The following is a 12046-nucleotide window of genomic DNA, read 5'->3' on the forward strand; positions in this document are numbered from 1 at the left end:
CGAAGGAGTGGGGGCAACAGCAGCTGCGCTGGTAGACTTATCCACAGTTGCTGGTAACAAAATCAGCAATCCGCCCTGGGTCAAATTTCAATCGGCAGGGTGGGTCAATTTTCCATCAGCGCCAACACTAGTGTCGACAGTGAGTGATTCGCTTCAGGATTTTGGATTCGGAAATCCAGCGAAGAAAAGATCTGACCAAAATGCGCGACAAGCCCCGTACTTTTAGTGCGGGGAAGGATAGCGCTGGAAGGCTGTAGCCTTCCTTAATGGGGTCGGGTTTGCTGCTCGATGTATTGGCGTATCACTGAAATAGGCGCACCACCAACACTACCGGCGTAGTAACTGGGACTCCATAGCGCGTTCTTCATATACGCAGGCTTGATTAACTCTGGGTGCAGTTGCTTGAGCCTCCGACTCGACACACCTTTCAGGCTATTAACCAGTTTCGACACAGACACCTTCGGCGGAAAGTTCACCAGCAGGTGAACATGGTCGGCTTCACCATTAAACTCCACAAGCTCCGTTTCAAAGTCCTCACACACGCTGCGAAAGATACTTTCCAGCGACCTAAGATTTTCATCAGTGAACACTACGCCTCGGTACTTTGTAATAAAGACCAAATGAGCATGTAGCTCAAAAACGCAGTGCCTGCCTGTTCTGTATGGGTTGTTTTCTTTCATAGACCAATTATAATCGAATATATGAAACACACCAAGACCTTGAAAGTCCGTGTCCGAGACAAGCATCGACCGCTGCTGAACCAAATGGCACGGTCAGTCAACTTTGTCTGGAACTATGTGAACGAACTCAGTCACCGCTCTATCAAAGAGCAGGGTGTGTTTTTGTCTGCCTACGATATTCAGAAGTACACTCAAGGCGCACACAAAGAACTGGGGCTGCACAGCCACACGGTTCAGAAAGTGGGTGCTGAGTACGTTATCCGCCGTAAGCAGTTCAAGAAGGCGCGGCTCAACTGGCGTAAATCCGGGGGTGCTCGCCGCTCGCTGGGTTGGGTTCCAATCAATACCGGCATGGCGAAGTGGAAAAACGGGCAGGTGTACTACAACGGACACTACTTCAAGGTCTGGGACAGCTACGACCTAGCGTTGTACACGTTCAAGTCTGCCTCGTTCAACGAGGACGCCCGTGGTCGCTGGTATTTCAATGTCGTGGTTGAAGTTGAGGCGGACATGCCCGCCGGTCAAGACAAGATCGGTATCGACCTTGGGCTGAAAGATACCGCTACCTGCTCGGACGGCACCAAGCTAGAAGCTGGCCGGTTCTACCGTGATCTGGAGTCGAAGCTGGCTGTTGCACAACGCGCCGGAAATAAAAAACGTGTCAAAAACATTCACGCCAAGATTGCCAACCGGCGCAAAGACGCCTTGCACAAGTTCAGCCGTCAATTGGTGAACCGTGCGGGGGAAGTCTACGTTGGCAATGTGAAATCATCCTCGCTGGCCAAAACCAAGATGGCCAAGTCAGTGCTGGACGCTGGCTGGTCGATGCTGAAAACAATGCTGGAATACAAATGCGATAGCGCAGGCATTGTTTTTAAAGAGGTCAGCGAGTCGTACACCACCCAAGCCTGCTCGTGCTGCGGTTGCATTTCCGACAGTAGTCCGAAGGGTAGATCAGGTTTGCGAATAAGAGAATGGACTTGCAGTGAGTGTGGTGTCACTCACGACCGCGACATCAATGCGGCCAAGAACATTCTTGCGGTCGGGCATGGCCGTCCTGTAGAGGGAATCCCCGTCCTTTAGGGCGGGGAGGATGTCAAGATTTCCGTCCCGCTTGCTGGAAGTAGTACACGAAGTTGGTTCCGTGCTGCATCTGGCCAAAACCCGCTAACTCAAACCCACGCAACGCTGCTCAGCTTGCTGGGCCATCGTACCGAAAAAACTCAGTGAGTGAATGCATCGCTGCGGCTGTGTATTGCCGAGGGATCAGAACAGCGTCAAATTTTTATTGCTCGACGCCTGGACACCGCAACACACGCTGGGACGGCCGTGACTGCGAGGCACAAGCCTCTGCCCGCGAAAGCAGGTAGGCCAACGTTTGTGGCTCATGCCACCCCTACAACCGCAACTGCGGCTTAGTGGGAGGGAGAGTCCATGTTTTCCTAAGAGTTTTCTTAGGCACAGCAGGCAGCACTCATAATCGCCAGTGCTTCCGGCGTACCAAAAATGTCTGGGCACAGAACGGGCACGATATGGGCACGAGGCCAAATCTGCCTGTTTCCGATGGTTGAGGGCAGGTGTCATTCCAGCAAACAGCGAAAGAAGTAAGCGCAGGCGCACGCAAGAGCCGTAGCAAACCGGCAATGGTTGCTTGGTTCTAGTAAGTTTCTGAGTTTCAAGGAGAAATGGCGCACCCGACAGGATTCGAACCTGTGACCCCCGCCTTCGGAGGGCGGTACTCTATCCAGCTGAGCTACGGGTGCGTAGCGGTAAAATATCGTGCTTTGACATCTTTCTGCACCTTGGCTCAACTCAATGAGTTCTGCCTTCGGAGGGCAGTACTCTATCCAGCTGAGCTACGGATGCGTTGCGGGGCGCAATCATACGCATGTCGTTGACGGGCGTCCATGCTGGTGCGGCCGGACGGATACGGTCCAGGTGCGGCTTTTTCGCAGCTGCCCGAGGCTGGTCCGGCTGGTACCCTTGCGTGTCGCGGCCGGGGGCTGTGGGTGTTCGAATGGCGAGGGGATGGAGATGTCGGGCCATATCAAACTCTGGGATGCGCCGCTGCGGCTGTTTCACTGGTTGTTCGCCGGGGCGGTGATCGCAGCCGTCGTCACCGGCTGGGTGGGCGGCAATCTGATGCCCTGGCATGGCCGGCTCGGTCTGCTGGTGCTGGGGCTGCTGGTATTTCGTCTGGTGTGGGGCTTCGTCGGGTCGACCTACGCACGCTGGTCGCGGATCTTCGCGGCAACCGTCGGTGTGAAGGACTATCTGCAGGGCAACTGGCGCGAGGCCGGACACAACCCGCTTGGTGCTTTTTCGGTGCTGGCCATGCTACTGCTGGTGAGCTTTCAGGTGACCAGCGGCTTGATGGCAACCGATGACATCGCCTTCCAGGGCCCGCTTTATACGTTGGTCAGCAGCGAAACCGGCAGCGCGCTGAGCGGCCTGCATCGGCAGGCAAAGTGGCTGCTGCTGGTGCTGATCGGCATGCACATCGGGGCCATCATCTATTACACGCTGGTGATGCGCCGTCCGCTGGTGCGCGCGATGATTGCAGGAGGAACGCAGCGCGAGCACCCGACCCAGCAGGATGCCCGCGGTGGTTCGCTGTTTGCGGCGGTGCTGGCGATTGCGCTGGGTGCGGCTTGCGTATGGGGTGTGCAAGCGGTAGGGGATTGGCTGGAGCCGGAACCCGCCGCGGTCGCACCGAGCCTGGACTGGTAAGCCAGCCGACGGGTTGGTGTCGGCTGGCTGCGATGGGTCAGTCGGCGCGGAACTTGTCGTGGCAGGACTTGCAGCTGCCGCCGACGTCACCGAAGGCCTTCTTGATCGCGGCTTGGTCGCCTTCCGCTGCGACCTTGGCGAGCTGGTTGGCGGCGGCGGTGAAGTCGCGGCCGATGCGCCCGGCTTCGTCGAGATTCTGGAAGAACTCAGGCTTCAGGCGAGTCGTCTTGCCCAGCTGTGCGGTGGTGGTGTCCGGGCTGTACAGGCTGCCCATGCCGGAGTTTGCGATGGCGGCGATGGCATTGGCAGCGGCAGCTACCTTGGCCTGGTCGTAGGGCTCCTTGCCATCGACTACCTGGGCCTTGATCTTGCCCATGTTCCACGACATGAACTGGTAGCCGGCCTGGCGGGTTTCGACCATCTCTTCCGGTTTCATCTGCGCCTGGACGGCAGTGCTGGCCAGCAGGGCGGCGGCCATGGCGCCTGTCATCAATGCTTTCACGGTAACTCCTTATCGATCCTTGGTTATCGGCGGCCGAGGCCGCTCGCGCGCAACTATACCCCGGCCAGTAGTAGGGTTTGGGTAACAAGTCGTGACAGGCCGTGCGATGTATCAGGCTGGTCAATGGCGCGACAACGTCATGCGTCATGAGCTTGCCGGGCCAGTGGCTGCGGTCCTAGCATGGCCGTTCGCAGTGCAATGCGGCGACAGGAACCGGGCGGCGAAGGACGGTTCAGATGATCGTCGTATCAGCCAAACTTTCCGCAGCGGGCCTGCCGCTACGATGCCCGAGGAGACTGCCATGCAACTCAAAGACACCGCTCTGTTCCGTCAGCAGGCCTATATCGATGGCGCCTGGGTCGATGCCGACAGCGGCCAGACCATCAGCGTGAACAACCCGGCCACCGGCGAAACGCTCGGCACGGTGCCGAAGATGGGCGCCGCCGAAACCCGTCGCGCCGTCGATGCCGCCGAGCGTGCGCTGCCGGCCTGGCGTGATCTGACCGCCAAGGAGCGTTCGCAGAAGCTGCGCCGCTGGTTCGAGCTTTTGATGGAGAACCAGGACGATTTGGGCCGCCTGATGACCCTGGAGCAGGGCAAGCCGCTGGCCGAGGCCAAGGGCGAGATCGCCTACGCGGCCTCCTTCATCGAGTGGTTCGCCGAGGAAGCCAAGCGCATCTACGGCGATACCATTCCTGGCCATCAGAAAGACAAACGCATCATCGTCATCAAGCAGCCGATCGGCGTGACCGCGGCGATCACGCCGTGGAATTTCCCGGCAGCGATGATCACCCGCAAAGCCGGCCCGGCACTGGCTGCCGGCTGCACCATGGTGATCAAGCCTGCGTCGCAGACGCCGTTCTCGGCACTGGCGATGGTCGAGTTGGCCGAACGCGCCGGGATTCCCAAGGGCGTGCTCAGCGTGGTCACCGGCTCGGCCGGCGACATCGGCAACGAGCTGACCGCCAACCCCAAGGTCCGCAAGATTTCCTTCACCGGCTCCACCGAAGTGGGTGCCAAGCTGATGGAGCAGTGCGCGCCGGGGATCAAGAAGGTGTCCCTCGAGCTGGGCGGCAATGCGCCGTTCATCGTCTTCGACGACGCCGATCTGGACGAGGCGGTGAAGGGTGCCGTGCAGTCCAAGTACCGCAATGCGGGGCAGACCTGCGTCTGCGTCAATCGCATCTATGTGCAGGATGGCGTGTATGACGCCTTCGCCGAGAAGTTTCAGGCGGCGGTGGCCAGGCTGCGGGTCGGTAATGGCCTGGAGGAGGGCACGGATCTCGGCCCGCTGATCGATGATCGCGCTGCCGCCAAGGTCCGCGAGCATATCGAGGATGCCGTCGCCCAGGGCGCGCGACTGGTGGCGGGCGGCCAAGCCCATGCGCTTGGCGGCAGCTATTTCGAGCCGACCGTGCTGGTCGACGTGCCGGACAGCGCCAAGGTGGCCAAGGAAGAGACCTTCGGCCCGTTGGCGCCGCTGTTCCGCTTCAAGGACGAGGCCGATGCGATCACCAAGGCCAACGACACCGAGTTCGGTCTGGCCTCCTACTTCTACGCGCGCGATCTGGGCCGGGTGTTCCGCGTCGCTGAGGCGCTGGAGTACGGCATGGTCGGCATCAATACCGGGCTGATCTCTACCGAAGTGGCGCCGTTCGGCGGCGTGAAGTCCTCCGGTCTCGGCCGCGAGGGCTCGAAGTACGGCATCGAGGATTACCTGGAGATCAAGTATCTCTGCATGGGCATCTGAGCCACCTGCGACAGCTGGCCTCAGGGGCCGAGGCTGGCTGTTTGCTATAGGTCCGTGCAGAATCGCGCCCCCACTGGCGCGATCCCTCATCAAGGATCTTTCGCCATCTACCTACACCGTCGCTAGGCTGTGGTGACATCTCCAGCGAGCAGTGCAGTGAGCATCTCCGCCCAAGTTTCATTCGTTCTGGTTGCCTACAACGAGCCCTGGCGCGCGGATCAGCTTTGTCAGCTGGTGCGCGAACTGCGCCCCGGTATGCGCGTGCAGCCAGCGGCCGATGGGCATGCTGCGCTGGAACTGTGCAAGCGTCAGGTGCCCAGCCTGTTGATCGTCGATGGTGAGCTGGATGGCCTTGATGGCCGCCAACTGCTGCGCGAACTGCGTCGCCACGGTCCGACCCAGCGCCTGCCCTGCGTGCTGATCAGCGCGCGTACCGATACCGCCAGCGTACGCACCGTGCTGCCGCTGGCACCCGCCGCCTACCTGGGCAAACCCTATGATCTCGACGACCTGCGCCAGCGCCTGGACAAACTGTTGCCGCGTTCGGCCGGTCGTGCAGGGATAACGACGCCTGCATCGACAGACAGCGTGGACAGTTTTCTCGAGCGCATGCGCCCGCATAACCGCGGCGCGCCGCTGCAGGAGGGGGTGCTGGTGGCGCTGCAGCGTCTGCAGAGCGGTGATCAGGATTTCGCCGAGCTCGAAGAGCTGTTGGCCCGCGACCCGCAGGTGACCGCGCGGCTGATCAGCGTCGCCAGCAGCGGTACGCAACAGGCCGCACCATGCCTCAGCCTGGGCGAGGCACAGCGCCGACTCGGCGCTGCGCGCAGTCTCCAGCTGGTGACCGAGCTCGCGCTGCAGCACAACGCCCGGCTGATCGAGCCACGTCTGGCCGAACTGGGTGCGCAGCTTGGCGCGCAAGCGCTGCGCACCGCACGCCTGGCCAGCTGGTTGGCGCGGCAGCTGAAGCTGGACAGAGAGCTCTGCTTCAGCGCCGGCCTCCTGAGGAACATCGGAGAACTGGCGCTATTACGCAGCCTTCAGGACTGGCTCGACAGTGGCGGTGAGCTGGATGAGTCGAGTCTTCAACGCTGCCTGCGGGAACGGGCCGCAGGCTTTGGCTCGGCGTTGCGCGCGCAATGGGCGCTGCCGCTGGAGTTGCGCCAGGTGATCGCGGCCTACTACGCCCTAGGCGCCGGCGCACTCAGCCGCGAAGCGCTGGTGCTCAACCTGACGCGACTGCTGATCGATCTGCCGGAAGGCGTCGAGCCCGCCTCCCTTTCCGGCGAGCGGACGGTGCGTTTGCTGCGTATCGACCCCGACCTGCTCGCTCGCGCCCCGCGGCACGCCGTTTCCGCTGAAGCCGCCGCGCCCGCTTTGGCGGCGACATTCCTCTGACTGATAGTGCTGTCCGACGCCGGTCCGGCTGCCGGCAATATCAAGCGCTGACGCGCATTACGCGCCTTTGCCCCGCCTGATTGCTGGGCAATGCCGGCCTATCGACATGCGTAACGTGACTCCTTTATTCTGCTGTGCGAAACATGATTCCGTGAAATTACAATTCCAATCAGCATTTCACTCAGCGGAGGCCAGTCATGACAGATGTCGTACGGCTCGAAATTCAGGGCGATATCGCGCTGATCACGGTCAACAACCCACCGGTTAACGCCCTTGGCCAGGCAGTGCGTGAAGGCCTGCTGAAGGCCTTTCAGCACGCCGAAGCGGACCAGCAGGTCCGTGCCGTGGCGCTGGTGTGCGAGGGCAATACCTTTATTGCCGGCGCGGACATAAAGGAGTTCGGCAAGCCGCCGCAGGCGCCGAGCCTGCCCGAGGTGATCGAGGTCATCGAAGGCTGCAACAAGCCGAGCGTTGCAGTCATTCATGGCACCGCACTCGGTGGCGGGCTGGAAGTCGCGTTGGGCTGTCATTACCGGATCGCCCGCAAGGACGCCAAGGTCGGCCTGCCCGAAGTGAAGTTGGGTCTGTTACCCGGTGCCGGTGGTACCCAGCGATTGCCGCGTTTGGCAGGCGTCGAGAAGGCGCTGGACATGATTGTCAGCGGCACACCCATCGGTGCGGCGGAGGCGGTCGAGCACCACATCGTCGACGAGCTGTTCGAGGGTGATCTGCGCGAGGCCGGCCTCGCCTATGCCCGTCGTATGGTCGGTGAAGGCCGCGCCCCGCGACGCACCGGCGAGCAGACCAGAGGCATTGAGGGCGCCGACAACGAGGCGCTGATCCGCGCCAAGCACGCAGAAGTCGCCAAGCGCATGCCCGGACTGTTCTCGCCGCTGCGCTGCATTGCGGCGGTTGAAGCCGCGACACAGCTGCCGCTGACCGAGGGCCTCAAGCGTGAGCGCGAACTCTTCGCCGAGTGCCTGAACTCGCCGCAGCGTGGTGCCTTGGTCCATTCATTCTTCTCAGAACGCCAGGCTGGCAAGATCAATGATCTGCCATCCGATGTGAAACCTCGCTCGATCAAGACCGCCGCGGTGATCGGCGGCGGCACCATGGGTGTCGGTATCGCCTTGAGCTTCGCCAATGCCGGTGTTCCGGTGAAGCTGCTGGAAATAAATGACGAAGCGCTGCAACGCGGCCTGCAGCGTGCCCGCGACACCTATTCAGCCAGCGTCAAGCGCGGCAGCCTGACCGAGGAGGCCATGGAGCAGCGCCTGGCGCTGGTCGAAGGCGTCACCGAGTACGCCGCGCTGGCCGATGCCGATGTAGTGGTCGAAGCGGTCTTCGAGGAAATGGGCGTCAAGCAGCAGGTCTTCGAACAGCTGGATGCCGTGTGCAAGCCCGGTGCGATCCTCGCCTCGAACACGTCATCGCTGGATCTGGACGCCATCGCCGCCTTCACCAAACGGCCGGAAGACGTGGTCGGCCTGCACTTTTTCAGCCCGGCCAATGTCATGCGCCTGCTGGAAGTGGTACGCGGCGCGAAGACCAGCAATGAGGTGCTTGCCACCGCCATGGCCATCGGCAAGCAGCTGAAGAAGGTCTCGGTGGTGGTCGGCGTCTGCGACGGTTTCGTCGGCAACCGCATGGTCTTCCAGTACGGCCGCGAGGCGGAGTTCCTCTTGGAGGAGGGTGCCACGCCGCAGCAGGTCGATGGTGTGCTGCGCAACTTCGGCATGGCCATGGGGCCGTTCGCCATGCGCGACCTGTCCGGTCTCGACATCGGCCAGGCGATCCGCAAACGCCAGCGCGCGACGCTGCCGGCGCATCTGGATTTCCCTACGGTCTCCGACAAGCTCTGCGCGGCCGGCATGCTCGGGCAGAAGACTGGCGCCGGCTACTACCGCTACGAGCCGGGCAACCGCACACCGCAGGAGAATCCCGACCTCGCGCCTATGCTGGAAGCCGCGTCGCAGGAGAAAGGCATCGAGCGAAAGGCGCTGGACGAGCAGTACATCGTCGAGCGCTGCATCTTCGCGCTGGTCAACGAGGGCGCGAAGATTCTCGAAGAGGGTATCGCCCAGCGTTCCAGCGATATCGACGTCATCTACCTGAACGGCTACGGCTTCCCGGCCTTCCGTGGTGGCCCGATGTTCTATGCCGACAGCGTCGGCCTGGACAAGGTGCTGGCGCGGGTCAAGGAACTGCACGCACGTTGCGGCGACTGGTGGAAGCCAGCGCCGCTGCTGGAAAAACTGGCCGCCGAAGGCCGCACCTTCACCGACTGGCAGGCCGGGCAATGAGTGCCGCCCGCCTGCAAACCGAACGCAGCATGAGGACTTTCCCATGAACGTCAACTACACGGCCGAAGAGCTCGCCTTTCGCGATGAAGTGCGCGCCTTCCTGAAAAGCGAGCTGCCGGCGGACATCGCCGCCAAGGTCAAGCTCGGCAAGCACATGTCCAAGCAGGATCACGAGCGCTGGCAGCAGATTCTGGTCAAGCGCGGCTGGTACGCGCCGGGCTGGCCGGTGGAACTGGGCGGCACCACCTGGGGCCCGGTCGAGAAGCACATCTTCGATGAGGAGTGCTCGGCCTTCGGCGCGCCGCGTACCGTGCCCTTCGGCGTCAACATGGTCGCCCCGGTGATCATCAAGTTCGGCACGCAGCAGCAGATCGACCACTACCTGCCGCGCATTCTTTCCGGCGAGGACTGGTGGTGCCAGGGCTATTCCGAGCCCGGTGCCGGCTCCGACCTGGCCAGCCTGAAGACCCGCGCCGTGCGTGACGGCGACCATTACGTGGTCAACGGCCAGAAGACCTGGACCACCCTCGGCCAGCACGCCAACATGATCTTCTGCCTGGTGCGCACCGACCCGGAAGCCCAGCAGCAGCGCGGCATCAGCTTCCTGCTGATCGACATGAAGAGCCCGGGCATCAGCGTGCGGCCGATCATCACCCTGGACGGCGACCACGAGGTCAACGAAGTCTTCTTCGACAACGTCCGCGTGCCGGTGCAAAACCTCGTCGGCGAGGAAAACCAGGGCTGGACCTGCGCCAAATACCTGCTGACCCACGAGCGCACGGGCCTGGCCGGCATCGGCTCGTCCAAGGCGGTGCTGGCGCATCTGAAGCGCATCGCCATGAAGGAGGTCTGCGACGGCAAGCCGATGCTCGAAGACCCGTTGTTCCGCGCCCAGGTCGCGGAAGTGGAAATGCAGCTAATGGCCATCGAGATGAGCACCCTGCGCATCCTCGCGGCGGCGAAGGAGGGCGGCGTGCCGGGCGCGGAGTCCTCGATCCTCAAGGTCAAGGGCACCGAGATTCGCCAGGCGATTACTCACCTCTTGCGCAAGGTCATCGGCCCCTACGCGTTGCCATTCCTCGAAGAGGAAATGCAGCTGGACTACGACGGCGATCTCTTGCACGCCGACTACAGCGCATCGCTGGCCGGCGACTACTTCAACATGCGCAAGCTGTCGATCTTCGGCGGCTCCAACGAAATTCAGAAGAACATCGTCTCGAAGATGATTCTCGAGCTGTAAGGGGGCACCGCAATGGACTTCAAACTGACTGAAGAGCAGCAAATGCTGCAAGACACCGCGGCGCGCCTGGTGCGCGACGCCTACCCGTTCGAGCAGCGCGAGAAATTCAGTGAGTCGGAGCTGGGCTTTTCCGCCGAGTTCTGGGCGCAGCTGGGCGAGCTGGGCCTGACCGCCGTGCCGTTCTCCGAAGAGATTGGCGGCTTTGGCGGCGGTGGCGTGGAAACCATGCTGGTGATGACCGAGCTGGGCCGCGGGCTGACGCTCGAACCTTACCTGCAATCGGTGATCTTCGGTGGCGGACTGCTCACCCATTTGGGCAGTGACGCGCAGAAGGAGGAGCTGCTGCCGCAGGTGGCGGCCGGTTCGCTGCAACTGGCGGTGGCGCTCGACGAGCCGCAGAGCCACTACAACCTCAACGATGTGCAGACCAAGGCTGAGGCGGTCGACGGCGGGTATCGCCTGTCCGGACGCAAGGCAGTTGTCATCGGTGGACACAGCGCCGGGCAGATCATCGTCTCCGCGCGCACCGCTGGCGACAGTCGCGACGAAGCCGGCATCAGCCTGTTCCTGGTCGATCCGAATGCTCAAGGCATCAGTCGCCGCGTCTACCCGACCATCGACGGGCGCAAGGGCTGCGAGCTGTTCCTCGACAACGTGCAGGTCGGTGCTGACGCCGTGCTTGGCGAGATTGGTAATGCGCTGCCCGCGCTGCGTTATCAGCAGGGCCGTGCCATCGCCGCGCAGTGCGCCGATGCCCTCGGCAGCATGGACGAGGCCTGCAAGCTGACCCTCGATTATCTGAAGACGCGCAAGCAGTTCGGCGTGCCGATCGGCAAGTTCCAGGTCCTTCAGCACCGCATGGTGGACATGCAGACCGAGCTGGAGCAGGCCACCAGCATGGCGATCCTCGCCGCCACCTTTGCCGATGGCGAAGACAACGACGACCGCAGCCGTATCATCGCCGCCGCCAAATACATCTGCGCCCGCGCCGCACGCAAGGTGGCCGAGGAAGCCATCCAGCTGCACGGCGGCATCGGCATGACCTGGGAATACAACCTCGCCCACCACGCCAAGCGTCTGGTGATGATCGCCCACCAGTTCGGTGACGATGATCATCATTTGAAGGCTTATGCGAAGCTGATGCAGGTGGCATAACGCACCAACCGCCACACCACGACCGGGCCTCATGGCCCGGTTGTGCTTTTGCAGAGATAGGATCGTAGTTCTTAGCCGACTGCCAGCAGGTGTGGCGGAGGCGCAGTCTGCGCTTTCGCAGGGTGTTCCGCTTCAGCCCAGATGGTTGGTTGAAGTCCACCCTGCGGCGCTGCGTCCAAGGTGACAGACCGGATAGTCGCTTTTGCATCCATGTGATAACTCGGTGTCGCGTTGCGGTGGATCGGTAAAGCGTGATCCACCCTACGGCTTCGCAAGCAAGCTCGCGTC

At 62.0% G+C, this 12046-nt stretch carries 10 protein-coding genes and 1 tRNA gene; 8 read left to right on the forward strand and 3 right to left on the reverse strand.

Annotated features, from left to right (window positions below; translation table 11 throughout):
* Window positions 1-226 (forward strand): hypothetical protein (locus IEG05_RS23255; protein ID WP_224742734.1); only part of this gene is annotated, 226 nt, incomplete at its 5' end.
* 37 nt (window positions 227-263) lie between these two features.
* Here IEG05_RS23255 and tnpA read toward each other — a convergent pair.
* Window positions 264-680: an IS200/IS605 family transposase gene (gene tnpA, locus IEG05_RS07260; RefSeq protein ID WP_042920275.1), complete on the reverse strand. Its 417-nt coding sequence runs from the start codon at window positions 678-680 to the stop codon at window positions 264-266.
* Window positions 681-701: 21 nt separating this feature from the next.
* Between tnpA and IEG05_RS07265 the strand changes: the two genes are divergently transcribed.
* Window positions 702-1763 carry an RNA-guided endonuclease InsQ/TnpB family protein gene (locus tag IEG05_RS07265; RefSeq protein ID WP_042920272.1) on the forward strand — a complete coding sequence of 354 codons (1062 nt, stop codon included), beginning with the start codon at window positions 702-704 and terminating at the stop codon, window positions 1761-1763.
* A gap of 603 nt (window positions 1764-2366) precedes the next feature.
* Here the strand turns inward: IEG05_RS07265 and IEG05_RS07270 are convergent.
* Window positions 2367-2443: transfer RNA gene (locus tag IEG05_RS07270), tRNA-Arg, on the reverse strand.
* 265 nt (window positions 2444-2708) lie between these two features.
* On the opposite strand from IEG05_RS07270, the gene IEG05_RS07275 reads away from it, so the two are divergent.
* Window positions 2709-3410: a cytochrome b/b6 domain-containing protein gene (locus IEG05_RS07275; RefSeq protein WP_080950560.1), complete on the forward strand. Its 702-nt coding sequence runs from the start codon at window positions 2709-2711 to the stop codon at window positions 3408-3410.
* Between the two features lie 37 nt (window positions 3411-3447).
* Here IEG05_RS07275 and IEG05_RS07280 read toward each other — a convergent pair whose 3' ends face one another.
* Window positions 3448-3900 (reverse strand): c-type cytochrome, encoded by a 453-nt coding sequence (locus tag IEG05_RS07280; RefSeq protein ID WP_046618152.1) that lies wholly within the window; start codon window positions 3898-3900, stop codon window positions 3448-3450.
* Window positions 3901-4213: 313 nt separating this feature from the next.
* On the opposite strand from IEG05_RS07280, the gene gabD reads away from it, so the two are divergent.
* The 5 genes from gabD (at window position 4214) to IEG05_RS07305 (ending at window position 11758) form a co-directional block, all read left to right on the forward strand.
* The gene (gabD, locus tag IEG05_RS07285) at window positions 4214-5662 is read left to right on the forward strand and encodes an NADP-dependent succinate-semialdehyde dehydrogenase (protein ID WP_046618151.1); all 1449 of its coding nucleotides are present in this window, start codon (window positions 4214-4216) and stop codon (window positions 5660-5662) included.
* Between the two features lie 156 nt (window positions 5663-5818).
* On the forward strand, window positions 5819-7060 hold the full coding sequence (locus IEG05_RS07290; RefSeq protein ID WP_046618150.1) for an HDOD domain-containing protein: 1242 nt from the start codon (window positions 5819-5821) through the stop codon (window positions 7058-7060).
* Between the two features lie 197 nt (window positions 7061-7257).
* Entirely contained in the window at window positions 7258-9363 is a 2106-nt protein-coding gene (locus IEG05_RS07295) for a 3-hydroxyacyl-CoA dehydrogenase NAD-binding domain-containing protein (protein ID WP_046618149.1), read from the forward strand.
* A gap of 43 nt (window positions 9364-9406) precedes the next feature.
* Window positions 9407-10603 (forward strand): acyl-CoA dehydrogenase family protein, encoded by a 1197-nt coding sequence (locus tag IEG05_RS07300; RefSeq protein ID WP_046618148.1) that lies wholly within the window; start codon window positions 9407-9409, stop codon window positions 10601-10603.
* A gap of 12 nt (window positions 10604-10615) precedes the next feature.
* A complete protein-coding gene (locus tag IEG05_RS07305) occupies window positions 10616-11758 on the forward strand; it encodes an acyl-CoA dehydrogenase family protein (protein WP_046618147.1) in 1143 nt (380 codons plus the stop codon).
* Window positions 11759-12046 lie beyond the last annotated feature (288 nt).

Origin of the sequence: Stutzerimonas kunmingensis (assembly GCF_014764705.1) — a bacterium.
Lineage (GTDB): Bacteria > Pseudomonadota > Gammaproteobacteria > Pseudomonadales > Pseudomonadaceae > Stutzerimonas.